Source organism: Ignavibacteriales bacterium (genome assembly GCA_015709675.1).
GTDB lineage: Bacteria > Bacteroidota > Ignavibacteria > Ignavibacteriales > Ignavibacteriaceae > H2-BAC3.
Window position 1 is genome coordinate 1304951 of sequence record CP054182.1, and the last position, 25354, is coordinate 1330304.

Consider the following 25354-nt stretch of genomic DNA (forward strand, 5'->3'; position numbering starts at 1 on the left):
ATGAAAAAAGCATCTGTTTTTCTCCCTTACAGCGGACAGGAATTCACCAAAGAAACCATTGCCAGTCTGCGCAAATCAGCTCATACAGGCAGTATATATCTTATCACTTCTGACAGCTCGCTTATACTGCCGGATACCACCACCCTGGTTTCAGGCAGAGGACTTCTTTCATCAGAAGCGATGGAGCTTGCCGCAAAGCATGCCGCGGATGAATACTTCTTTTTTGTCCGCCAGGAAACAAAGATCGAAATGGGACAGTTTGCCGTAGAACGTTTTCTGCAGTCGGCGGTGATGAGCGGAGCAGCAATGCTTTACTCTGATTACTACGAACTTGCCGGAGAAACAAGAAGCGTGCATCCGGTGATTGATTACCAGTACGGCAGTCTGCGTGATGATTTTGATTTCGGAGCGCTGCTGCTGTTTCATACTGCATCATTCAGAAGAGTGATCGCCGCGGAGAAAACAGATTTTACTTTTGCAGGTCTTTATGATATGCGTCTGAGACTGAGCGCGGAAAACCTCCCGCTCAGAATCGGCGAATATTTATATACAAAGGTTGAAACGGACACCCGCAAATCAGGCGAAAAACTGTTTGACTATGTTGACCCGAAGAACCGCGCGTATCAGATTGAAATGGAGCAGGCCTGCACTCTTCATCTCAGGAGGATTGGCGGATATCTTGAGCCGCAATTTACTCCGGTTGAATTTGCCTCAGGATTCAAATATGAGGCTTCGGTTGTAATTCCGGTTAAGAACCGGGTGAAAACGGTTGCTGATGCAGTGAATTCCGTGCTTAATCAGAAAACTAATTTCCCTTTTAATATCATTGTTGTTGATAACTTCTCAGATGACGGTACAACGGATATCCTCAGGGAACTGGCTGCAAAAGACAGCCGTCTGATTCACCTGATACCAGAGCGGAAAGATCTTGGTATTGGCGGATGCTGGAACACCGCCGTGCATCATCCTGAATGCGGACGCTTTGCCGTTCAGCTTGACAGCGATGATTTATATAAAGATGAAAACACCCTGGCGGTGATTGTTGCAAAATTCCATGAGGAAAAAGCAGCGATGGTTATCGGCAGTTATCAGATGACAAACTTTAAGTTGGAAGAAATTCCCCCGGGAATTATTGACCATAAAGAATGGACACCGGATAACGGACGGAACAATGCACTGCGCATTAACGGACTCGGCGCTCCGCGTGCATTCTATACACCGGTGCTGCGTGAGCTGAATCTGCCTAACACCAGTTACGGAGAGGACTATGCCGCAGCAATTGCCATCAGCCGTGATTATCAGATTGCCCGCATCTATGAGCCGGTATATCTCTGCCGCAGATGGGAAGGAAATACTGATGCCTCACTGACCATACAGCAGCAGAACGCACATAATTTCTATAAGGATAAAGTCCGTACCTTTGAGCTTCTGGCACGCATCCGGAAGAACAGCGGTCTGATATAACATCTGGCAACTGATATATATTTCTGATGTCCTCTAAACTTCACCTGCTTCAGGAATTTTTTACCCGGCAGACGGCTGAGTGGCCGCTTGCCGGGGATAATTTTGCCGCGCTTGCAGACTGTCTTGTAAAACAATTCAGCGTGCGTGGCAATACGGTAAAGGTGCAGTTTAATCCCGGCAGGATAGTATCAACCGCAGCAAAAGTGGATACCAAGAGTATATCCGAGCGGAAATGCTTTCTCTGCAGAGAGAACCGGCCTAAAGAGCAGCACGATTTCCCGTTTGGTAATGATTATGTGGTGCTGATCAATCCCTTTCCTATCTTCCCTGAACATTTCACCATTCCTAAGACTGCTCACGTAGACCAGAAGATAAGCGGAGAGGTAAAGGCTCTTGTTGAGATGACAATGGAGTTTGGTGATGCGTACTCCATTTTTTATAACGGTCCCCGCTGCGGCGCTTCAGCTCCTGATCATCATCATTTTCAGATGGGAACCGCAGGGTTTATGCCGATGGAAAAAGAAGTACCCGGACATCTTTCGCTCCTGAAAGTGAAAGATAAACAGGGATATACTGCTGATGCCATACATGACGGACTGAGGTCATATATACGATTCGTCCTGAATGACACTGCCGCTATTGATTCATACATCAGTGAGGTTGAATCGTTTATCAGATTCTATCAGGAGTTCAGCGGTGAAGCTGCTGAACCGATGATGAATATCGTTTCTTTTAAGCAGAAGGAAACAGGAAAGCTGTATCTTCTCATCCTGCTGCGCAGGAAGCACCGTCCTGATGTATATTTTGCTGATGAACCGGAGCGTCTGGTAATCAGCCCTGCCTCAGTGGATGTCGGAGGAAAGATTATTACTCCCCGCAGGGAAGACTTTGACCGGATAAATGAAGAACTGATTACCTCAATTTTTGATGAGGTTTTTGAGGATAACGCACGCCTGAAAGAAATTTTTACCGCATATACTGAACGGTAGCATCAGCCGTTTTACTGCTGTACTCTGTTGCTCATCAGCTGATTAATGAACTGCAGATTACGGCTCTGGCTGTTTGAAATCATAATTTTGATGATGGCAGTCAGAGGAACAGCCAGCAGCATTCCCGCGACTCCCCATATATATCCCCATACAAGCACCGAAAGCAGAATAGCGATTGGGTTAAGTCCCAGATTTTTTCCCACAAATACCGGTTCCAGAACATTAAAGAAAATGGTCTGGATCAGAATAATGATAGAACCGATGAGCAGCGCGTAACCCGGGGCATCATATTGAATAAGCGCCATCAGGACCGGCAGAACAAGCGAGAAGACAGAACCGATGGTTGGGACAAAATTGAGCAGCACGGTGAGAATTCCCCACACGAGTGGGAAGTCCAGACCGATCAGCCAGAGCACCAGCCCCATTACCACCCCCGCGCTCAGATTGATGGATACCTTAGTTATGATATACCGCTGAATCTGCTGCGTGATTTCCCTGAACGTTGCCTCAAGCCGTGCTTCATTGTAATAGCCCGGCTCTGATAAACTTTCCGTCTCTTCAGGACCGGCAGCCTTCTCCGTCACATACCGCTTTTTGATAGCTGTATATATTGCTTTGTGTCCGCTGACAATGAAGGCAAAGAAGATTATTATAAAGAATACCATCGTTGTCAGGTCGGCCGCAAAAGAGAGGAAATCAGCAGCAAGGGTTTTATAATCGAGCCGGTCAATCACCCGTTCAAGGTTGAACTTTCTGAAGTAGGGGTCTTTTATGCCAAGCGATATTGAAAACTCCCGCACAACCAGATTAAGTTTGTTGTAATATGCGGGGAGATTATCACCGATCTGTATGAACGAGGTATAAAGAATTGTTCCTGCTCCGGCGAATATGACGGTTATGATGATCAGATTAAAAGGGATGACCAGAAAAAGGGGAATCTTCTTTGCCGTAAGCCAGTTGTTCAGCGGCGAGAAGAGGAAAAAGAACATATAGGCGACAATGAACGGGAGAAAAATATGCTGCAATTCCTTAAGGGTCAGTCCGAGCAGCACAATTCCAGAGATAACGATAAAAAACTTTACCGTGGAAGAGGTAGTGGGAATGAGTTTCATACCGGTTCTAAGCTGCCTATAAGATTAAGATTAAACTGCTTTGCAAATTTACATCACAGAAATCATAAACAAGAGAAAATCTGTTTCCCTGTGTTTTGGATAGGATAGTCAGCCTCCCCGGAACATGGGCCGCGGATTAAAACGGATGCAGAGCAACGCAGATGAAAACGGATCGGAAGATTGTTGGTATGAGTTCCGCAGAAATCAGCGTAGTCTGCGGGAAACCTTTTTCTCTCCCGTTAAATGAAGAAAACCCGCCAATTGGTATCTTTAAGCTTTCAAAAATAAATTTCCTGGCAAAAATGAAACACTATATAAAAGAACAAAACGGATCAAAAACTTTTGAAGTCGGCAAGATGGTATGTGTCGGGCGGAATTATGCAGCCCATGCAGCCGAACTGGGTAACGAAGTCCCGGAATTTCCCCTGATTTTCATTAAACCCGCCTCGGCAATGATTCCAAACGGAAGCAAAATGAGGAAGCCGGACTGGTCAGACGAAATGCACCATGAGGTTGAACTGGTGCTGGTCATCGGTAAAACCATCAAGGATGCTGACGAGAAAAAAGCGGAAGAGGCAATTGCCGGATACACGGTTGGGCTGGATATGACTCTGCGGGACTGGCAGATGAAGCTGAAGGAAAAAGGGGAGCCCTGGACCCTGGCAAAGTGCTTTGATGACTCAGCCATGGTCGCCGATTACATTTCTAAAGAGAAACACAAACTGACACTTAAGGAAAAGATTACACTCGAGGTAAACGGCACCCGCCGCCAGGATGCCGAACTTGATCTGATGCTTTATAAGCCGGTGCAGATAGTATCTTTCCTCTCAAAAAGAATGACACTTGAAGAAGGAGATTTAGTGTTTACCGGAACCCCGGCCGGAGTGGGCAAGGTTGTTCCGGGCGATGTGATCACCGGAGCGATTGAGGGAATAGCAACATTGCGGGCAGAGGTTATATAGTTAGTAATGAGCAATATATAGATATATCTCATCCGGGCGGATATAGGGTAATCCTGAAGGGATGACATTTGACACAAGCTTCGCAACATTAAACGCAAAGGAAGCAAAGTTTCGCAGAGTTATATATTGTTCGAAAGTTGGGTGAGAACAAATAACATTAGATAATGTCACGCCTTCGGCGTTTTGGATTGTATGTCTTGGTGTGATTTCTATAATAATATCACGCCCTCGGTGTTTTGATTTGTATGTCTTGGTGTGATTTCTATAATAATGTCACGCCCTCGGCGTTTTGATTTGTATGTCTTGATGTGGTTTCTACAATAATGTCACGCCTTCGGCGTTAAAAAGAAAACTTTGCAGAGAAATATAGAAATCCCGAAGGGATGAAATTACTGTAGAAAATCAGTTACACGAAAATAAAAAAATCCCGAAGGGATGACATTATACTTAAGATAGGCGGATTTAACAGCAAAGGATTCGCAGAGGTAAATCCATACCTCTTACTTCATCATCGCGAAGCGAATTTGCGGAGAGCTGTTTTAAGCAGCTCTTCGATTGATATATCCGGAGTTGTTCCTAATATATCACGCACTGCCTGTTCGGCATTCTTCTGATTATATCCGAGCGCGATCAGTGCTGATACCGCTTCTGAACGGATTCCGGCAGGTGCAGCACCAGCGGCTGATGAGGGAACCGCATCCACTTTTTCGCGCAGCTCAAGCACCAGACGCTCTGCTGTTTTTTTGCCGATGCCGGGTATGGTTGAAAGCCGGGCAGTATCCGCGTGTGTTATTGTACGGCGGAGTTCTTCAGCGCGGATGCCGGAAAGAATTGAAAGCGCTGACTTTGCACCGATGCCGCTTACCGAGATCAGCAGTTCAAACATGGCTTTTTCTTCCTCGCCTGAAAATCCGTAAAGACTGATGGAATCTTCCCGCACTATTGTAGATATATACAGCTGGACGGTTTTCTTTCCGCTCACCGCTTCAAACGTATTGAGTGAAATATTAACCAGATATCCCACTCCGTTTACATCAATCACCAGCCGTGTGGGCGCGGCGGAAAAAATCTCGCCTTTAAGATATCCTATCATTCTATTACTCTTCCGGGATTTTTCTTAATAAAGTCGCTCCAGTTCTTCGGGGCGCCTGCTGTTTCTGTTTTTCTGAATGAGTGGCAGAGTGCAATACCGAGAGCATCGGCAGCATCCGGGGTCATTGGCTTGTTTTTAATATTAAGGATGGTCTTTACCATAAACGCAACCTGCTCTTTGGCAGCGGCACCGTTTCCTGTAACGGATTTCTTTACCTCCCGGGGCGAATATTCATAGACGGCAAGCCCCTTGTTAACCGCGGCAACAATTGCAACACCGCGCGCGTAACCAAGCTTTAGCGCGGACTGCACATTTTTCCCGAAGAATGCTGTTTCTATGGCAAGTTCATCAGGACGATATTCATGTATCTTTTTCTGAAGTCCGGTATATATCGCATGCAGACGCTGGCTCATGGGCAGGCCGGCTTTAAAGGTAATTGCGCCTGCGTCAAGCAGCTTCAGTTTTCCTTTTTCCGAGGAGATTATTCCCCATCCGGTGCGGACTGAGCCGGGGTCAATGCCGAGGATAATCATTCTGCTGCCGGTGTCCTTGCTGCTTAACCGGCTTTATTGCTGCTTACCGCCTGACCGGACATCGCAAGATCCTTCAGTTTTAACTGCGGAAAGCGTTTGCCGTCGCGGGTGTAATAGTCAATGCTGAAAACCGCCGATATATCTCCCCCCTCAGCGGTGAGTCGTTTTGTATCGTCGTTCAGCATGTTAAAACCGATAGAATCAAAATCACGTTCAGAATCTTTATCGCGCAGTGTTGCGGCAAAATGAATGCTTTTAAGAAAACGCGCGGCACCTCGGCGTATATGCACATTATCTGACTTAAATACCGGACGATGGTTCCCCGGACCAAAAGGCGCGAACTGTTCAAGAATCCGGATGAACTTTGGTGTTATTTCAGAAAGGGGAAGTTCCGTGTCGATCTCGATGGTTCTGGTTTTTGATTCATCGGAGATTGATTCCATAACAATCCTGTTGAACCGTTCTTTGAACTCTTCCAGTTTGTCAAGTTCAACGGCAAGACCTGCGGCTGCCTCGTGACCGCCGTAATGAAGCAGGATATCCTCACAGTTACGCAGGGCATCATATATATTGAACCGGGAGACGCTGCGTGCGGAACCTTTTGCCACACCGTCAACCGTGGTGAGCATGATGGTTGGTTTATAATATTTTTCAACCATGCGCGAGGCAACAATACCGATCACGCCCGGATGCCACTGTTCATTATGCAGCACGATGGAGCACTGTTCCGCGAGCATCTCAGAATTTTCAACCTGCAGACTTGCTTCATTCCAGGTGCCTTCATCAATCTTGCGGCGCTCGGTATTTTCTGACTCAAGATCCTGCGCGAGCCGGTCAGCCGTTGCCTGATCATTGGTAATAAGCAGTTCGACAGCTATCTTTGCGTCACTCAGGCGGCCGGCTGCGTTGATACGGGGAGCGAGCGAAAAAACAATCTGCCCTGAGCTTAGATATCCGTCCGGAATGCGGCTGGTGCGGATGAGAGCAGCCACACCGGGGCGGGGATTTTTATTAATAATCTGCAGTCCGGCGGTAACCAGAATCCGGTTTTCATCAGTAAGGGGAACAATGTCAGCGGCTCCTGCCAATGCAACCAGATCCAGATATTTCATCGGTTTATCATGCAGACCGACGCGTTCAGATATACCCTGCGCCAGTTTGAATGCAACTCCCGCGCCTGATAAATATTTAAAGGGATAATCACATTGCGGTTTAAGGGGATCAAGCACCGCGAAGGCAGCCGGCAGTATATCTTTCGGCTTGTGGTGATCGCAGATGATCAGTTCAACCCCGAGTGATTTTGCATAATCAGTTTCTTCGATGGCGGTAATGCCGCAGTCAACGGAAATCATCAGGTTGGTGCCTATGGAGGCAGCATAGTCTATACCCTGTGTGGATATACCATACCCTTCTTTCATCCTGTTCGGTATATAATACTCAACCTGTGCACCCAGTTCTTTAAGGAACATATACATCAGCGCGGTGGAGCAGGTGCCGTCCACATCATAGTCGCCATAGACAAGGATCTTCTCATTGTGGGTAACGGCATGAATCACCCTGCCGGTGGCGGCTTCCATGCCGTCCATCAGAAAAGGGTCGTGAAGATAAGAGAGGTCAGGGCGGAAAAACCTTTTCGCCTCATCAAAGGTTCTGATGTTTCTCATAACCAGAAGCCGGGCGAGACTCTGCGGGATGTTGAGCGCCTCAGAAAGATGTAGCACATCCTTCTGATTGTCCGGCTCAAGAATTTTCCAAACATTGTTGCTCATTGTTCCTCCGCACAACAGCAAAAGAATAGGAGACCAGCCCGATAAGCCGGATTTTGTACCCGAAGGCGGCAATCATTTATCTGGGAGTGCCATTACTGACACCCTCGTGCGGTCTACCCGGAAGTAAGGAAACGGACGGTTCCCGGCGCCCGAAAGCGCCATTCTTCCTGCTTGACCTTGCTCCGGATGAGGTTTTCCATGACGGCAATACCCCTGTAAAGGGATATTCCGCTCCCTTTTAAGGGACCGGCCAGGTTACCCCGGCCGCGGTAGGCTCTTAACCTGCCTTTTCACCCTTACTCTGCATTAAGCAAAGCGGTATCTTTTCTGTGGAACTTGTCTGTGGACAGCGGCTTGCGCCATCTGCCCCCCGGGGGTTACCCGGCATCCCATCCGTCGGAGTCCGGACTTTCCTCTATGTACCTACGTACACAGCGATTGCCTGAGCTGATCTCGTATCTTTTCTATTGTAACTAAGCTTAAAATGAATTAATAATTAATTATAATGAGTCCAATATAATAAATAGCCGGCTCATTGTCAGTACACGGGAGGGCGGACAAGGATAGCGGATTAAGCGGATTACGCGGATTGCACGGAAAAAATCGTTAGGGACAAGTTGCGACCTGTCCTATACCATGTTTTGCCACAGCAATTGCATGGTCTTGACCTGCCTCATTGTCGTTGTCGTCCTTTGATGGATCTGAGACGCTGCAATCGCCGTGATGGTTCATGTGATTATACATATCTGTGACGGCGATTGCAACGTCTCTACGAAAAAATGAATATCAATTTTGTAGAGACGTCGCAAATGCTAACCGGATATTTTGCTAACGGCAATGTTTTGCATTTGCGGCGTCTCAGGGGAGATAGATTGTAAACACCGGTGAAACGCAGACACACAATGAGACGACGCAATCGTAAAAATAATAGGTATATAAAAATCTGTCACAGCGAATGCAACATCTCTGCTAAATTAATAAATCAATTCATAATCCAAACTTCATAACGCATAATTCTTAATCGCATTTGCGGCGTCTCAGAGAAAACATTGAGGTTATTACCATATGTGGGTTTGAGACGACGCAACCGCGGTTCGGGTTTGTATCTTTATATATATTATCAGCAACGATTGCAGAGTCTCTGCAGAGTTTATAAATTCATTCATGCTTCATTCCGCCGCGGCGGCTCACAATTCATAATTATTTTTGGAAATCTTTGTTTTTGAGCTAAATTACAAACATTTTGGTAAAAATACATATTTTCTGAAAAAATTGCATTTTTTACTTGCATCATGTATCTTTTTTTTTATTATTTTTAACTGAGTTCTAAAAGAAATTAATTAACTCCCCGGGTGAGAGAACATTTGGGAAGTAAATTCTGGGTACTTCAGGGAAAAATTTTCTCCGATTACAATCCTGCTTTTTAGATTGATTTCTGTTGTTTTGTTTTCAGATACAGTTTTAATCAATTCTATTGATTTAAGCTGTCCCGTTCGTATTTGATATGTATTTGTTCAAATAAACTGGAGTGGACGAATGGCTTTTCAATATAGGTTCCTTTATAAACTGCTTCTTTTGGCGGTACCGGGGCTTACTGCGCTTTTTACTTTCCATGATCCTCCTCAATATTACGCCTTTCCCTGGCTGAAAATTACTCTGTTTATTTCTTTTCCTATTATTTCATTGGTAATTCTATGAAACATTTACTTAGCATAAAACTTAAACTCACCTCATTTTTCTTAATCTTCCTTCTAGTGTTATTACTCTCTTCCGGCTGCCAGAAGCCAACCGAGCCGGTTATAACTGATCCTCCGCATGTTACAGCCAATACCATGAAAATAGAATATTTATGGGCAGATTTTGAGCGGATTGCTCTCGGTCTTAAGAAAAGCCGGCTTGACAGCAGCAATACCTTTACCTACGAACTGCACCGGAAAGATGAAAACGGCGCAAACCAGATGATTTATAAAGGAAGGTTACTGAACGATACCACCATTACCGACAGCGGCGGGCTCAGCCAGGAAAAAATTTACCGCTACCGGTTTCTGGGCTATACCGACAGCACCAAAATTTTAGACACCGCTGTTACCTTAACTGCAAAAGTATTAAGCCCCACGGGGCACAGTTTTATTTGGGAGGTTGACACTCTCGGCGAACCTGGTGATGCAGGCATAAAAGATTTATGGGGGATGGATGAGAATAATGTTTGGGGGATAGGCGGAGCATTATTACCTACTGGACCATCAGAATTTATGAAATGGAATGGGCAAACTTGGCAAGGTGTTCCTGGGTTCACTAGTTTAATCTTAAATGGTATTTATGGCTTTTCTGCTAATCAAATCTGGGTTGTTGGGAATGGCAATTATAACTGGGGAGGTGCTGCTTTCTGGAACGGTACAAGTTTCACGGAATACAAATTTGATGCAGATAAACCGGAGTATGCCGATACGATTTATGCCCTAAACGCTGTCTGGGGCAGTGCCCCCGATGATGTGTGGGCAGGTGGCTCAGAAGGTACTTTAATACACTGGAATGGAAGCAATTGGAAAAAAGTACAAAGCCCGACACGGTTAAGAATTTCTGACATCTGGGGCAGGTCGTCAAATGACATTTATGCAATTGGGTTCAGCTTACTGGGTAAATACGAACTATTGCAATATGATGGTCTTAGATGGAAACTTGTAACAGAAACGATGCCTCCTGCAAGTAGCTATCAATTGAGTACAATATGGATTGATAAAAGCGGTGGGGGGGTTATTGCAGGAAGTCGCGGTTTTATGAAAAATGGTAATCATTGGGAATTGATGGCAGGATCGGATTTTTCACGGATGACAACTGTCAGAGGAAGTGGAATGAATAACATATTTGCTTGCGGGCAATATGGCAGACTACTACATTATAATGGGGAGAGTTGGTTTCGGATCAGAGATTTTGAAGGAGGGCCACCGCTATTCAGTATGGATGCAATAGCTGTTTTTGATAGTTTGGTGATAATAGGGGGGAAATCCCATTCCGGAGTTCCGGTCTGGATAGGAAGAAGAAAATAAGAAATAAGCAGCCACAGAGGTGTTAGCGCACCCCTGCGGCCGGGAGTGAGCATAACAAATGACCGTCAGCTCACTCCTAATTTAATAACAAAATACATTAAATGTTAGGAGAAAAAATGAAAACAAAGCTTTTTTTACTGCTGTTTGTAACGGTGACTTCGTTACTCCGTGGTCAGCCCAATGACACATATTGGAGCTCACAGCATTGGCTGCGCACAATTTCGGTTGATTCACTATGGACACACGCAGGTACATATGGCTCGTCCAATATTATTATTGCAGTGATAGGAATGGGTGTTGAGATAACTCATGAGGACCTTGCAGCAAATATTTGGGTTAATAACGGTGAAGTGCCAAATAATTTCATTGACGATGATGATAATGAATTTATTGATGATGTAAACGGCTGGAATTTTGTTGAGAACAGCAATGATGTTAACCCGGATGCTTTAACTTCAAATCATAGCCATGAAACAAAGGTAGCAGGTCTAATTGCTGCGGTCAGAAATAACTCGAAAGGAATCTCAGGAATTGCACCCGGCTGTCGAATTATGCCTGTTAAATTCTGGTCACATCAATCCACAAAAGAACAAAATTTTGAGAGGTTACCCGCAGCTTTACTCTATGTCAGAGATATGCAATTACTTTTTCCGTCCAAAAGATTTATAATAAATTTAAGCTATCAATTAACTGGAATATCAGTGGCAGACAGCATTGCAGTCTATAACGCATTACTCGAGTGTCACTTAGCAAATATCCCGATATTTGCCGGACCTGGCAATGATCATAATGATCCTGTGAGATTCCCTGCAAATGTTCCATTCGTAAATAGTGTTTCTGAGCTTGGTGGCGGAGAGAATAATGATTTTACAGTAATAGGATCAACAAACAGGGGTGCCGAGAATGATTTTGCCGCTCCGGGAACTGCTCAATATACAACAGCAGAAAATAATAGTTATCTTTTGTTTGACGGCGCATCAATGTCGAGTCCGGTTGCAGCAGGAGTAGCAGCATTGTTACTTTCTATTAAGCCAGATTTAACACCTGATCAACTTACAAGAATACTAAGAGAAACCGCCTCACAAGTTGGCGGAGTTGATTATTACTGGAATTCTCAGTTACCAGGTCAGTCAATCGAATTAGGTTACGGTAAAATTGATGCTTTAGAAGCAACATTAAAAGGAATGTTTGATGTTACATTCTCAAACAACGTAGAAGGTAATACAACCTCCTTTGGTCAGATTAAGATAAACAATACTTGGTATCCTACCAGTACTTCGCTTCCGTTTATTGTTGCTGATGCAATCGAAACAGAAGCTGAAAACACACTCTTTAATTACAATGGCTATTCGAACCGGTTTTATAGTTGGAATTATACTGAATCTGCAATTTATGATAGAGCTTTTAATAATTCCTTTAAAGCCATTTCTGAATATTCAATCATTAATGCACTCTACAAAAAAACCAAAACCCTCACCATTAAAAACTACCTCGAAGGCGGGTCTGCGGGACTCATCAAATTTGGTGAAACCGGGTCTGGAAGTATCACTGGCGATTTTAAGGACAGAAGTTCCGGGTATCAGGAGAATGCATTTTATTATAATTTTAATCAAAATGTCAAAATCGAATACAAATCCGAAGCATATAACACTCATAGCAATTTGTTTGGCACTAACTGGAACTTTTTTAAATGGGAAAATGGCTCAGGTTCAACAGTCAGGCAGGAACAGATTAACAGCAATACCTCTTCTGAATGGAAGGCAATGTATAAGGGAGTGAGCAGGAGTGATAATGCTGCCGGTTTCAGCAATACCAGCCAGAGAAAATTTGTGCGTGATCTGGCAGGAAACCTTCACAAGGTCTATGAAAGTATGGACAATGTGTGGTATGAACTGAGTACCAACAACGGCAGCAGTTGGAGCATAATGAATGGCGGCGCTCCGCTTGGTGCATCGAAAAGCAAACTCCCCTCCATTGATAACTTTGGCAATAGTGTTGTGATAGTTTTCCAGGAGGAGACAGCATCAGGGAGCAAAATTTCCCTCAGAACATTTAATCTTAGCAGCGGTTCTTATTATGCTGATATTTATACTACTCTTGCATCATCGGTAGGGCAGTATAGCATTAATGCAAATCCGGCAGTAACCTGGGGTTACCTGCGGCAGGGTATAGCAGCATATCAAAATGGCACTGAAGGTCAGGAGGGTATTAAATTTGCTCATTTTACCATTTCAGAGCAGGTACCCTGCAGTTTGACCATTCATACACATGATGATCTCGGATATTATCCGGTAATAGAAACATCAGAATATTCAGTAACTCCGTCAGTTTATGGGGATGATAATGGCGGAGGTCAGTTTGCAGTTGCCTGGGAGGAAATTGACAAAAGCAATGCCGAATATTCAGATATTTATTGTATGTTCCTTAAACGGGGCAGCAATAATACGATCACTTTTCATAAAGTGTTTAATGTTTCAGCCGGAAGAGGATACACCAAAAACAGTAACCCCTCATTGGTAACCGTATATATAAACCAGCCGGATTCAGTCCGCGCGCGGCTGAGCTGGGTCGGGAGCAGAGAGATAGTAAGTGAGGAGGAATCTTTTGAAAAGGGAACCGGGACGGAGACCGTTACTTATGAATACAGGACAATGTTTGCTGACCCTGAAAATACAGCAAATACCTGGGTATTTGGAAATGAAGTTGACGGAACCAATATGAACATTACCGTAAACGGATCTTACCAGGTAAATGGTTATATCATAAGCTGGAGCGAGGATGGAGGAAGTGCAGTTAAATGTATAAACTCCAGTCTAAATCCGAACAATATAAAAAATATGGGAATCAGCGGTAAAGATGTGCAGATTAATAACAGTTACAGCGGGACCTCTTCTATGTTCGGTTTAGGATTTCAGACTCCGAGTTTACCATACAGCTTTGCACAATCAGCAGCAATAAGCAGTTTGGGGTTAAACAAAGAACAAAACGTGCTGATCAGTAAAGCCAGAGAAGGAGTTATACTTAAGGATACAGCGCAGTTCTATTTTAGCTTAGGAGATATTTCTGTTGATGGAAATGAAGTTGAGTTTGTGGAGCTCAGCGATACGGCACAGTTACATAGTATCTCCGATTTTAACCAGTATCTGCAAAGCAAACCGTTTATGATGTCAGAAAGTAAAGTATTGCAGTACAGTGTGCAATATGGAGTGAGTGATTCGGCAGAGGCAGGCAGTGTGCTGGCAGCAGGTGAGAAAATCAGATATAGAGTTGAGTTAGTGGAAAGTGATGGCGGTACAGTATTGGGGACTTTTGATGATGTAAGTTATACAAGTGATTACAGCGGCAGGTATAATAATATATCCTATGTGGTTTCAGCTCCGGGGATGGCTGAAACGAGTGTTTATCTGCGTTTAATAATGGAAGACAATACAGGTTCAAAGTACTCTTTATCGCAGAAATTCGCAGAACCGGATAATATCCGGAAGAGAAAGCACAGAGCTATTCAGATTGAAAACGGAACCAACCCTTATGAGTATTCGCTTTCACAAAACTACCCGAACCCATTTAATCCGGTTACTGAGATAGAATTTGCGCTCCCTGAGCAAAGTGATGTCACCTTAAAAGTATTTGACATACTCGGTAAAGAGATCGCAACCCTTGCTTCCGGCAATTATTCAGCAGGAAGATATACCGTTCCTTTTGACGGCACTAATCACGCCAGCGGAGTATATATTTATAAACTCAGCTACGGCAAGGGGCAGAATATTACAAGGAAGATGACACTGCTAAAGTAATTGTGAAGTATGAACGATTAATTATGAATTATGAATTGGTTTTAATTTATAATTCTTAATTTTTAATTAAAAAAAGCCCTGGTTTTTAGCCGGGGCTTTTTGTTTCTAAATAGTTTGCTGCGCCTCTTATTAACGCAATCCGCCGCGGCGGAAAACGAAATTCAATGCTAAGCAACGCAGAGTTTAAGACCATTCACCCCAAAAGATCGCGCAAAGCCGCGAAGATGCAAAGTTATCTTTAAACACAATATCAGCAAAGTTGAATGTTAAGTATTACAGAACTTATGAGTAGTTTAAAACACAAAGCGGAGCCGGGTTGGGGCTCCGCTTGAATTAAAAGGGGCTCTTTAAATTGCGAATTCTTTTTCGACTTCTTCAGTGATGCGGTCGGAGATGAGTATGCGTCCGCAGTATTCACAGGTGTGAATTTTATCTTCTTTTCTGATTTCAAGAAGGTTGTTCGGTCTGATAACACTGTGGCATCCGGAACAGGATTCTCTCTTGATGCTGGCAACCGCTTTGCCTCCGCGGGCTTTGCGTACGCGCAGGTAAACATTAAGATCAGGTTTCTTTATCTGAGCTTCAACTGTCGCGCGGCGGTCTTCCAGTTTTTTTCTTTCTTTTTCTGATGCTTTCTGAATTTCAGCCAGTTCCGCTTCTTTCTCTGCCAGTTCCTTCTGCATATCCTTTATCTCCGGCTGCATCAGTTCAATATCCTCAGCCAGATTTACTGATTTGGTTTCAAGATGTTCATTTTCAAGCACCATTTTTTTTATGGTGTCTTCTGCATGATCTATCTGCTTGCTGAGTGCATCATAAACTTTATTGCTGCGGACAGAGAAGCGCTCTTTCTGCGATTTATTGATGGTTTCTTTCAGCTTTTCTGCTTCTTCCTTATTCTTTTCGATGCGGACTTTTATATCCTGAATCTCCTGCTGCCGTTCTTCTATGCCTGACTGGCGGAAGCGGATTTCTTCTTTGATATGATTAATGCTTGCGGGAAGATCGCCTAATGAGGCCTGAAGTTCATCAAGCTGGTCATCAAGCAGCTGCAGTTCGTATAAGGTAGATATATATTTCTTCAATGTAAGTACTCCGTTGATTTATAAAAATAGTTCACAGGGTTGGTGGTACCGCTGTAGATAAAAGTCTGAATTTCATTTTCCTGAGAGGCGGTAAACCCCTCAATTCTCTTTTTGATATATGGAAGCACGGGTGCTTCGGTTTCATAGTGTCCGGCGCTGATAAGCATGATCTTTTCACCGGCATCGTGAAAGGCATGGTAGCGGACATCCGCGGTGATGAATGCATCCGCTCCGGCAGCAATAGCTTTTGGGAGCAGTTCTGATGCTGATCCTCCGCATACAGCCACACGGCTGATAAATTCTTTATTTCCCTTGGTATAGGTGAAGAAGGGGTTTATTCTGGCAGCAACCATTTCAAGAAATGCATCATGAATAGCCGGAGCTGGCAGATCGCCGATGATACCAAACCCGTATGCTTTAGTGTTGGTTTTCACCGGATAGATATCATAAGCCGGCTCCTCATATGGGTGTGCGGTTTTAAGAGCAATGATGGCATCCTTCAGCTGCCATTCATACAGCAGAACTTCAAGCCGCTGTTCGCTTACAGATTCGCGTCTTCCTTTTTCTCCCAGAGCTGGGTTAGCATTTTCAGAGCCGAAGAAAGTGCCGGTTCCTTGGGAGGAGAAAGAACATTCGGAATACTCACCGATAACTCCCGCTCCCGCGCTGAAGAGTGCAGAAGATACTTTTTCAAGTGCGGTATCAGGAACAAAAACGGCAAGTTTAAATTGTTTTACATCCGGTGAGGGTTCCAGGAAACGGGTATTTTTAAGTTCGAGAAGGTCTGCCAGTGCGGTATTTACTCCGCCGAGGGTAAAATCAAGATTTGTGTGATAAGCTAAAAGTGTAAGGTCGTTTTTGAGGGCAAAGGAAAGAATTCTGGAAATTTCGTCGGAATCGGTATTAATCTTTTTCAGAGGACTGAAAATAAGCGGATGATGCGAAATGACAAGGCTGCACTTTCGCTTTAAGGCCTCTTCAAGCACAGGGAGGGTACAATCCAGAGAAATCATGATATTTGTAACCTTAGCTTTAAGAGACCCTGCCTGAAGACCGACATTGTCTCTCTCCCATGCCGCTCCCGGCGGCGCCCACTCATCGAGGAATTTTACTATATCCTTTACAACCATACTTTGGAAAAAAAAATGCACTCTGGCAATCAGAGTGCATTTTTCCTTGTTAAAACATCAGATTTTTGCACGCAGGCAAAAATGTTATCAGCAACCGTAAATTATTTTTCGTTTTCACTAAAAAGCAACTTACCAAAAAAAACTGAATTTTTCAAGAATCAAGCGGAAATTATTTTACTTTCTACCCAGTTTCCGTCCTCCCTGATCAGCTCTATCAGCTCATCCACGGCATTTTCGGTATTCACATTGCGCTTCACGATATTTTTACCCCGGTAGAGGGTAATTTTTCCGGGGCCGGAGCCCACGTAGCCATAGTCGGCATCAGCCATTTCACCCGGACCGTTTACTATGCATCCCATAATCGCAATTTTTACCCCCTTCAGGTGCTCAGTTCTTTTACGGATACGGTCGGTGGTTTCAACCAGGTCAAAGAGTGTTCTGCCGCAGGAGGGGCAGGCAATGTATTCGGTTTTTGAGATCCGCACGCGGGCTGCCTGCAGGATTCCGAATGAAATCCGGTTAATATCTTTGGGACTCAGACCAGAGCAGTTTAGCCATAGGCCGTCGCCCAGTCCGTCAATCAGAAGCGCTCCTGCATCGGTGGATGCGTGAATGCGGAATGTTTCATCATTTACCTCATAACCCCGGCGGATGATTACCGGAGCGGTGATGCCATGATTCATAAAGTCAATGAACATCCTTCTCTGCTCGGCCATTCCATGGGGATTGGAAGTAACGAATACCGGTATGATGGAGTTTTCTTTTTTCAGCAGTTTCAGATGTGCATCTGTCAGGTCATCTATGTTCATCTCAACAAAACTGAAAAGGGGTGCTTCATCCTGCTCTGAAAGATATTCAGTAAAGGTATAATAGGGCTGTCCTTTGCCGAAGAGGTTTTTCTCTTTCCAGAAGGAAGCTTTATATATCGCTCGGAGTCCGTTCGGTATGTCAAAAGGAAGTTCCTGTTCTCCCATGTAAATAAAGTCAGACGCGGAGTCCAGCATGTTCCATTTATCACTCGGCTCATCATAGAAATAACCAATCTGATTCAGGTCATTTGGCTGAGAGATGGCAGTGTGTGAAAGGTCCGCAACCACGCGGGGCACATTTGAGCCGCCAATGCCGATCATCTCCGAAGAAGTTCTGCGTGTATATACAAACGGATCTATGGGGTTTCCGTCAACTTCTTTAATCGCGGGGTGATTTTCACGCCCGTTATATCTGGATGCAAGTGAGATTGCAACCGGGGCTTCAAATTCCGGTTCTTCAGTTAGTGAAACGCGGATGGTATCGCCTATGCCGTCTTCAAGCAGGGCACCGATACCAACAGCCGATTTAATGCGGCCATCTTCACCGTCGCCGGCTTCGGTAACACCAAGATGAAGGGGATAATTCATTCCTTCCTCTTCCATCTTCTGAATGAGGAGCCGGTATGCCTGAACCATCACCTGAGTGTTGCTTGCCTTCATGGAAAGAACAATCTCATGATAATCGTTATCGCGGCAGATGCGGAGGAACTCCAGCGCGGATTCAACCATGCCAAGCGGTGTATCACCATAACGGCTCATAATGCGGTCGGAGAGTGAGCCATGGTTTGTGCCGATGCGCATTGCGGTACCGTATTCTTTGCAGATTTTTACCAGCGGTGTGAATTTTTCACGGATGCGGTCAATCTCTTCTTCGTACTCAGCATCGGTATATTCAATCACTTCAAATTTCTTTTTGTCAACATAGTTGCCCGGGTTAACGCGCACTTTTTCAACGATGCGCGCGGCGAGTTCCGCTGCATTGGGTGTGAAGTGGATGTCAGCTATCAGGGGAACATTGTATCCTCTTTTGCGGAGCTCTTTTTTTATCTCAGCCAGATTTTGTGCTTCATTCATGCTGGGTGCGGTGATGCGCACGTATTCACATCCGGCGTGCACCATGCGGATGGTCTGCTCAACTGTTGCGAGGGTATTCATCGTATCCGTGGTGGTCATGGATTGAATCCGGATCGGGTTCGAACCGCCAATGGGGATATCACCGATTTTAACTTCCCGCGTTTTGTAACGGGAATAACGTGTAATGGAATTACAATATTTTTTAAACTCTGCTAACTGTTCTGTATTCATTGAATTACTTATGTTTTCAAAAGACTGCAATAGTTCATCGCGAATGTCGGGAGGGATGCAGCACCCCGTCCGGTTATAATCTTTCCGCTGATGACATATTCTTTATCAGTAAAATTTACTCCGGCTTTAATTAGTTCCTGCTTGTAAAGAGGATTGCAGACCGCATTCAGTCCGGTCAGGACTCCGCTTCTGGCCAGGACAACAGGGCCGGAGCAGACCGCCCCGATCACTTTTTTAGACGCATAAAATGCCTTCACAACCCGGTCAAATCCCCCTTTTATTTCAGTTTTCAGCCACCCCTCACCGCCGGTTATAAGGAGAGCGGCAAAATTTGATGCGTGAACCTGGAAGAGGTGAATTTCAGGCTGAACTTTGGTACCGTTCAGGCCGGTAATCAGCGATCCGGAGGAAGATGCAACTGCAACGGTGAATCCCTTTTCAGAAAGTGCCTGCTTCATAAAGCGGTACCCTTCATCGGCAAAACCTGACGGGGGCAGAAGCAGGAGAACTGTATTTTTAACCAAAAGTCTTTACTTAAAATGCCTGAATGTTACTATAATAATGGTTAATTTTGACACCGGGATAACGAAAAACCCGCATCCCGATACACACAAAATCATAAAATGCTGACAGGAAATATAACCAGAAAATACATGGCTTCCGGCCCCGCTGCTGAGGCCGCAAAGCTGCTTTTATGCCGTTTTAATTACGGGGAGCGGTGCTGATGCGGATTTCTGAGCACTTGATTGAAGAAATCAAATTTAAATCTGATATTGTCGAGGTTATTGAATCGGTTGTCCGGCTGAAAAAGCGGGGTAAAAACTATCAGGGGCTCTGCCCTTTTCATAACGAAAAGACTCCTTCTTTTAATGTTAACCCTGAAAAACAGATTTATAAATGCTTTGGCTGCGGCAAGGCAGGCAATGTTATTTCATTTCTGATTGAATATAAAAAGATTTCATTTCTTGATGCCGTGCGTGAACTTGCAGACCGGCTGGGTATAAAAATTGAGTATGAAGATGCCGGTGATAAAACCAAAGTAAGCGAGCGGGATGAACTGTATGAACTGAACAGCGCCATTGGCAGATATTTTTATGATCTTCTGATGAAACATCCTGATGCACGCATTGCGCGGGACTATCTGCAGAGCCGCGGCATCAAACAGCAGACGATTAACACCTTCGGGCTCGGCTATGCATTAAGCGGCAGGACAGAACTTTTTCACTGGATGAAAGCGCAGAATCTGGATATACAAAAAGCGCTCTCGCTCGGGGTAATCGGCGAAAATGAACGGGGCACCTATGACCGCTTTGCCGGGCGTCTTATATATCCCATCTTTGCTCCCGGCGGCAGAATAGCCGCTTTCGCGGGACGAATTCTTGAAAAGCGTGATGATATAGCCAAGTATGTCAACTCCCCTGAATCCATGATCTACTCAAAGGGGAAGATTCTCTACGGCATTAATTTCACCAAGGATGATATACGCAACCTTGACTCAGCGATCATCGTTGAGGGATATATGGACCTGATTTCCCTCTATCAGCACGGAGTGAAGAATGTGGTCGCGGTATCAGGAACTTCGCTCACTGATGATCAGGTGCTGCTGCTGAGCAGATATACCAAAAGAGTTTACCTTATCTTTGATGCTGACAGCGCGGGAGTGAGGGCGGCAATGAGGAGCATTGAAATTCTGCTGAAGCTTGATTTTGACATCATGATTGTTGACCTGGACAAGGGGGAGGATCCTGATTCGTATATACAAACGCACGGGCGCGAGAAGTTTGAGGACCGTGTGGCAAAAGCCATTCCTTTTCTGGAGTTTCAGTACCGGATTAAAAAGCAGGAGGGGGCATTTGACGATCCTGGTAAAACCAGCGAGGCAATCCGCGATATGCTCCGTCCGCTTGCCAGGATGGGGGATATACTAAAGCGTTCACTTTTACTGCAGGATCTTGCAAAGCGGACGGGACTGCGGGAAACCGTGCTTGACGACGAACTGAAGAAACTGGTAAAGGATCAGCAGCGGTCTGACCAGCGGGAAGAAAATTACCGCAGGGAAGAACAGAGGCATGAAGTTCCCGCTGAAAACAGGACGCTTTTCACTCCGTCCGTTCAGAAGCCAAGAAATATTGCCGAGCAGGAGCTTATCAAACTTCTTTATGAAGGTGATCTGAATACAACAAGCGTTATTGCTGAAAACATACACCCGGAGGATTTCATAAATCCTCTCCATCAGAAGCTTTCGGTTATTGTATATACTGAGTATGATGACAACAATGACATTTCATTTAAATCGCTTAACACCAAAATTGAGGACGAACAGCTCCGCGAGTATCTTTATTCGCTGACGATGGATCAATATACCATCTCCGAACGGTGGAATTCTGATTTAAAGGGATGGCAGGAAGAAGACAGAATGATGCGCGCTGAGATACTTCTGAGGCGCGCGTTTGATACCATACGGAGATTTAAGATTCTGCAGTTAGATGAAAAAATTGCGGAATTGCAGGCAAAGATATCTTCCGCTCCCGGAAAAACGGATGAGGAAGTGCTTTTTAAGGAAATCTGGGAACTCACGCAGGAAAAACTGCGGATTGATAAAGAGTTTACTTTTAACGCAAGATAACACTCTTCGCGTCAGAGTATGATATACCCTTCACATTTCAAGGATTACTTTACTTCCAAAACCCGCTATCAGGCAATGCTCTTCCTTGTCGGGGGAAAAATCGCCGTGCAGAAGATTGAAAAGGAAGCATTGTATTATACAGTATGGGATGAACTTACTGAAGAAGCGGTACTCCGCATTGATAAACCCGGTTCTTTTATTCAGGATCATTGTACCTGCGGCAGGAGTGCTCCCGGCAGTTTTTGCAAACATATAGCAGCGGGGATACTGCTCTTAAATCAGTTTCATTATTTTGATAATTCAGTTTCAACCATGGCTGAGGTGCTTAAGGATTATCCCCGTCTGTTTCAGCCGAAGCCCCGTGAGTTAAAACTTGTTACTCCGTTTGATCAGGAAAAGAAAAAGCCTGCGGTAAGAGAATACGAACCGCCGCCTAAACCTCCTGTACCTAAGAAGAGCCGCGAGGAACTGCAGGCCGCAAAAAAAGCGAGAGAGGAAGCAAAGGAGCGGGAAGAAAAAATAAAAGCGGAGGCGGAAAACCGTATTAAAGAAAAGCTGATGAGCATTTTACCTCCGGGATATGACATCAGGGAAAAAAAGCATGAGCCCAGACAAGACCTGGTTTTCGTACTGAATCCAAAACTCAGCGGAGTCTCCATTACTCTTGAAAAAGCAGTTTTTGAGGATGGTCTGGGCCCCGTCTTTAAGGGAAAAGTTACGGCAAAAGATATTTCAGCCCGCAGTCCGCTCAGTTTTGAAGATGAGATGCTGTATAACTTTTTTCTGATGAGAGGCAGCAGTTTTGATCTCGGGCAGAAGTTTTTTGAATATGACAACACATCTGCCCCTTCTGAAGGACAGGAACATCTGATGCTCTTTCCTGAAATGATGAGGAGGATTCTGGGAGAAAGCCGCCTTTACTGGAGAAAGGATGCACAGTCCTCTCCGGAACCGGTTCAGCGGCCGGGAATCACTCTTCAGGCAGTCATAAAAACAGAACAGAAGAAGGATGAATATATATTACGTCTGGCATTTTCGGGCGACGGTGAAATTGACTCACTGGAAAACGTTCACCGTCTGATGCTTAACCCGATGGTGGTTTTGTATAAAGGAACCATGATAACCATCCCTAATCTTACCAATCAGCAGTTTAGATATTTCAGAGGGCAGGGAAGCAAAGTGGCCATTCCGGATTCACTCCGCCTGTTCGCTGAAGACACACTGATACCCGGACTGATTCAGTATATAGATGTTGAGGGGGTGAATCTAAGGCGGATAAAGGAGCCGGAAGTTCTTAAAAAGGGTGTGCTTCTTGGCGAAAATGATATGTCTCTGACATTGAAGCTGGTTTTCTCCTATGATGATACACTTGTGCAGCATGATCCGGCCAGGATTCGTGAAGTGGTAAGGAATCATGAAGGATATACCGTAATAAACCGGAATAAGCAGTTCGAAAGAGATGCGTATGAGCTTCTCTCGGAATATCCTGTGAAAGAAACCCAGCCGGGGGTTTTTCTCCCCAGGCAGGATCCTGTTCTTTTTCTCCACAGAAAGCTTGACGAACTAAAGAGGGATGGGTTTGAGATATACGGGGAGAAGGAACTGAAGAACCTTATCGTGAAGGAGCAGAGCCCCCGGCTGGTCCTTACAATCCGTTCCGGTACCGACTGGTTTGACCTGCGGGGCGATGTGAAGTTCGGGGAACATACTCTGAGACTGAAAGATCTTGCTGATTCGGTAAAAGAGGGGAAGCAGTATATACGTCTGGATGATGGTTCGCTTGGCGTGCTGCCGGAAAGCTGGGTGCGTAAGTTTATGCGCGTGCTGCCCATGAGCAGCCAGTCAGATGAGGGGCTGCTCTATTCACACGCGCAGGCGCTTCTGGTGAGCGAAATTGCTGAAGAAGCTGAATCCGTCGAAGAAGATGAGATATATACATCACGTCTTGAACGGCTGAAGGATTTCAGAGGAATTCAGATAAAGGAAATTCCGGATGATATTAATGCCACAGTGCGGGAATATCAGAAGGCAGGATACTCCTGGCTGCATTTTCTGAAGGAATTTTCATTCGGGGGCATCCTTGCCGATGATATGGGGCTTGGCAAAACTCTGCAGGTGCTGATGATGCTCCTGCATGAAAAAAGAAACAGACCGGGTGTTCCTTCTCTGATTGTTGCTCCCACTTCTCTTCTCTTTAACTGGATTAATGAATCGGAGAAATTCACACCGGAGCTCCGCTTCTTCCGCTATCATGGCGGGGAACGAAAGGAAACGGACCGTCTCGGTAAAATGGATTACGATATCCTGATTACTACCTATGGCATCATGCTGAATGACGCGGAGATGCTCAGGGAAATCAGATTTAATTTTATCATCCTTGATGAATCGCAGAAAATAAAAAATCCACTTTCCAAAACAGCCAGAGTGGCATACAGGCTGCGGGGAGAAAGCAGAATCTGCGTGACGGGTACTCCGGTGGAAAATAACCTTGCAGAACTCTGGTCACAGTTTCATTTTACCAACCCGGGGCTGCTTTCCAGTCTGAACACATTTAAACAGTTATATATAACCCCGATTCAGAAGCATGAAGATAAAGATACGCTTGCGGCACTGAGGAAGATAACCTTCCCGTTTATACTCCGCAGAACCAAAGAACTGGTGGCTCCGGAACTGCCTGAAAAGACCGAAATCATCCATTACTGCGAAATGGAAGAAGAACAAAGGAAATTTTATGAGTACTGGCGGGATACAATAAAACTGGATATCCTGAGCGAGATTCAGGAGAAAGGGCTGAATAAATCCAGGATAAAGATACTGGAGGGGCTTCTCCGGCTGAGGCAGATAGCCAATCATCCGCGGCTGCTGAAGCAGAAAGAGGTGAATAAATCAGGAAAATTTGATGAGTTCCGTCTTTTGGCAGATTCAGTGACCAAAGAGAATCATAAAATATTGGTATTTTCGCAGTTTACAAAAATGCTTGAAATACTGAGGCATTCTGCTGAAAAGATGGGTATTCAGTATGCATTCCTGACCGGACAGACCATGAACCGGGAGGAGGAAGTAGAAAAGTTTCAGACCAATCCGGAGGTAAAATTGTTTTTTATCAGTCTTAAAGCCGGAGGTTTTGGATTGAATCTTACCGCTGCTGATTATGTTATTCATTATGACCCCTGGTGGAATCCGGCTGCGGAGTCGCAGGCAACTGACCGCGCACACCGGATAGGGCAGAATAAAAAGGTTTTTGTGTACCGGCTGATAACGCGTAATACGGTTGAGGAAAAAATCATAAAACTGCAGGAAGATAAACGCCGCCTTGCTGAAAGCGTCCTTTCTCTGGAAGGAAGCGGCTTTAAGAATCTTACCGCGGACGATATTAAGGAATTATTTTCATAGAGAACGATGAGTGAAGTGCAATACAGGCAGGCTAAAACCGGCAAACTGCTTATTGAAATACTGCCGGACAAATGTGACTTTTGCGGATGCTGTGTGGGTGTCTGTCCTGAAGACGCCATAGAACTGAAAGAAGCCGAGATATATATAATTGACCCCCGCTGCACCAACTGCGCCAAATGTATCTGGAGCTGTCCGATAGAAGTGATACAACTGAACAAAAACGGAGTGCCGGTAAAATAATCG

General features: G+C 44.9%; 16 protein-coding genes and 1 other RNA gene. 8 read left to right on the forward strand and 9 right to left on the reverse strand.

Features of this window, described 5'->3' with window-relative positions; all coding sequences use genetic code 11:
- Positions 1 to 1464 (forward strand): glycosyltransferase family 2 protein, encoded by a 1464-nt coding sequence (locus tag HRU80_04880; GenBank protein ID QOJ28245.1) that lies wholly within the window; start codon positions 1 to 3, stop codon positions 1462 to 1464.
- A 26-nt stretch (positions 1465 to 1490) separates the two neighbouring features.
- A complete protein-coding gene (locus HRU80_04885; protein ID QOJ28246.1) occupies positions 1491 to 2453 on the forward strand; it encodes a DUF4922 domain-containing protein in 963 nt (320 codons plus the stop codon).
- A gap of 11 nt (positions 2454 to 2464) precedes the next feature.
- Here the strand turns inward: HRU80_04885 and HRU80_04890 are convergent, their stop codons facing one another.
- Positions 2465 to 3565: an AI-2E family transporter gene (locus tag HRU80_04890; GenBank protein QOJ28247.1), complete on the reverse strand. Its 1101-nt coding sequence runs from the start codon at positions 3563 to 3565 to the stop codon at positions 2465 to 2467.
- Between the two features lie 302 nt (positions 3566 to 3867).
- Between HRU80_04890 and HRU80_04895 the strand changes: the two genes are divergently transcribed.
- A complete protein-coding gene (locus HRU80_04895) occupies positions 3868 to 4527 on the forward strand; it encodes a fumarylacetoacetate hydrolase family protein (protein QOJ30457.1) in 660 nt (219 codons plus the stop codon).
- A 508-nt stretch (positions 4528 to 5035) separates the two neighbouring features.
- On the opposite strand, the gene ruvA is transcribed toward HRU80_04895, so the two are convergent.
- The 4 genes from ruvA to rnpB form a co-directional block, all read right to left on the reverse strand.
- Positions 5036 to 5620 carry a Holliday junction branch migration protein RuvA gene (gene ruvA / locus HRU80_04900; GenBank protein QOJ28248.1) on the reverse strand — a complete coding sequence of 195 codons (585 nt, stop codon included), beginning with the start codon at positions 5618 to 5620 and terminating at the stop codon, positions 5036 to 5038.
- Positions 5617 to 6153 carry a crossover junction endodeoxyribonuclease RuvC gene (gene ruvC / locus HRU80_04905; protein QOJ28249.1) on the reverse strand — a complete coding sequence of 179 codons (537 nt, stop codon included), beginning with the start codon at positions 6151 to 6153 and terminating at the stop codon, positions 5617 to 5619. The genes ruvA and ruvC overlap by 4 nt, the downstream gene beginning before the upstream one ends.
- A 23-nt stretch (positions 6154 to 6176) precedes the next feature.
- Positions 6177 to 7922, reverse strand: coding sequence for a single-stranded-DNA-specific exonuclease RecJ (gene recJ, locus HRU80_04910; protein ID QOJ28250.1), 1746 nt, complete (start codon positions 7920 to 7922; stop codon positions 6177 to 6179).
- Positions 7923 to 7948: 26 nt separating this feature from the next.
- Positions 7949 to 8376, reverse strand: an RNA gene (gene rnpB / locus HRU80_04915) — RNase P RNA component class A.
- Between the two features lie 1240 nt (positions 8377 to 9616).
- Here rnpB and HRU80_04920 point away from each other — a divergent pair.
- On the forward strand, positions 9617 to 10969 hold the full coding sequence (locus tag HRU80_04920; protein ID QOJ28251.1) for a hypothetical protein: 1353 nt from the start codon (positions 9617 to 9619) through the stop codon (positions 10967 to 10969).
- A gap of 116 nt (positions 10970 to 11085) precedes the next feature.
- The gene (locus tag HRU80_04925; protein QOJ28252.1) at positions 11086 to 14763 is read left to right on the forward strand and encodes a S8 family serine peptidase; all 3678 of its coding nucleotides are present in this window, start codon (positions 11086 to 11088) and stop codon (positions 14761 to 14763) included.
- Between the two features lie 347 nt (positions 14764 to 15110).
- Here HRU80_04925 and HRU80_04930 read toward each other — a convergent pair whose 3' ends face one another.
- The 4 genes from HRU80_04930 to HRU80_04945 form a co-directional block, all read right to left on the reverse strand.
- Positions 15111 to 15848: a hypothetical protein gene (locus HRU80_04930; GenBank protein ID QOJ28253.1), complete on the reverse strand. Its 738-nt coding sequence runs from the start codon at positions 15846 to 15848 to the stop codon at positions 15111 to 15113.
- The gene (locus HRU80_04935) at positions 15845 to 16978 is read right to left on the reverse strand and encodes a Nif3-like dinuclear metal center hexameric protein (GenBank protein ID QOJ28254.1); all 1134 of its coding nucleotides are present in this window, start codon (positions 16976 to 16978) and stop codon (positions 15845 to 15847) included. Before HRU80_04935 ends, HRU80_04930 begins: the two co-directional genes overlap by 4 nt.
- Positions 16979 to 17136: 158 nt before the next feature.
- Positions 17137 to 19092 (reverse strand): (E)-4-hydroxy-3-methylbut-2-enyl-diphosphate synthase, encoded by a 1956-nt coding sequence (ispG, locus tag HRU80_04940; protein QOJ28255.1) that lies wholly within the window; start codon positions 19090 to 19092, stop codon positions 17137 to 17139.
- Between the two features lie 8 nt (positions 19093 to 19100).
- On the reverse strand, positions 19101 to 19616 hold the full coding sequence (locus tag HRU80_04945; GenBank protein QOJ28256.1) for a DJ-1/PfpI family protein: 516 nt from the start codon (positions 19614 to 19616) through the stop codon (positions 19101 to 19103).
- 218 nt (positions 19617 to 19834) lie between these two features.
- Here HRU80_04945 and HRU80_04950 point away from each other — a divergent pair, with 218 nt between their 5' ends.
- From HRU80_04950 to HRU80_04960, 3 genes are read left to right on the forward strand one after another with little or no spacing between them, the layout of a single operon-like run.
- A complete protein-coding gene (locus HRU80_04950) occupies positions 19835 to 21718 on the forward strand; it encodes a DNA primase (GenBank protein ID QOJ28257.1) in 1884 nt (627 codons plus the stop codon).
- Positions 21719 to 21736: 18 nt separating this feature from the next.
- On the forward strand, positions 21737 to 25111 hold the full coding sequence (locus HRU80_04955) for an SNF2 helicase associated domain-containing protein (GenBank protein ID QOJ28258.1): 3375 nt from the start codon (positions 21737 to 21739) through the stop codon (positions 25109 to 25111).
- Positions 25112 to 25117: 6 nt separating this feature from the next.
- Positions 25118 to 25351: a 4Fe-4S binding protein gene (locus HRU80_04960; GenBank protein QOJ28259.1), complete on the forward strand. Its 234-nt coding sequence runs from the start codon at positions 25118 to 25120 to the stop codon at positions 25349 to 25351.
- Positions 25352 to 25354 lie beyond the last annotated feature (3 nt).

What these genes read in the sequence shown, in the direction of transcription:
- HRU80_04880 (QOJ28245.1), top strand. Translation starts at nt 1, where the DNA reads ATGAAAAAAGCATCTGTTTTTCTCCCTTACAGCGGACAGGAATTCACC.
- HRU80_04885 (QOJ28246.1), top strand. Translation starts at nt 1,491, where the DNA reads ATGTCCTCTAAACTTCACCTGCTTCAGGAATTTTTTACCCGGCAGACG.
- HRU80_04890 (QOJ28247.1), bottom strand. Translation starts at nt 3,565, where the DNA reads ATGAAACTCATTCCCACTACCTCTTCCACGGTAAAGTTTTTTATCGTT.
- HRU80_04895 (QOJ30457.1), top strand. Translation starts at nt 3,868, where the DNA reads ATGAAACACTATATAAAAGAACAAAACGGATCAAAAACTTTTGAAGTC.
- ruvA (QOJ28248.1), bottom strand. Translation starts at nt 5,620, where the DNA reads ATGATAGGATATCTTAAAGGCGAGATTTTTTCCGCCGCGCCCACACGG.
- ruvC (QOJ28249.1), bottom strand. Translation starts at nt 6,153, where the DNA reads ATGATTATCCTCGGCATTGACCCCGGCTCAGTCCGCACCGGATGGGGA.
- recJ (QOJ28250.1), bottom strand. Translation starts at nt 7,922, where the DNA reads ATGAGCAACAATGTTTGGAAAATTCTTGAGCCGGACAATCAGAAGGAT.
- HRU80_04920 (QOJ28251.1), top strand. Translation starts at nt 9,617, where the DNA reads ATGAAACATTTACTTAGCATAAAACTTAAACTCACCTCATTTTTCTTA.
- HRU80_04925 (QOJ28252.1), top strand. Translation starts at nt 11,086, where the DNA reads ATGAAAACAAAGCTTTTTTTACTGCTGTTTGTAACGGTGACTTCGTTA.
- HRU80_04935 (QOJ28254.1), bottom strand. Translation starts at nt 16,978, where the DNA reads ATGGTTGTAAAGGATATAGTAAAATTCCTCGATGAGTGGGCGCCGCCG.
- ispG (QOJ28255.1), bottom strand. Translation starts at nt 19,092, where the DNA reads ATGAATACAGAACAGTTAGCAGAGTTTAAAAAATATTGTAATTCCATT.
- HRU80_04955 (QOJ28258.1), top strand. Translation starts at nt 21,737, where the DNA reads ATGATATACCCTTCACATTTCAAGGATTACTTTACTTCCAAAACCCGC.
- HRU80_04960 (QOJ28259.1), top strand. Translation starts at nt 25,118, where the DNA reads ATGAGTGAAGTGCAATACAGGCAGGCTAAAACCGGCAAACTGCTTATT.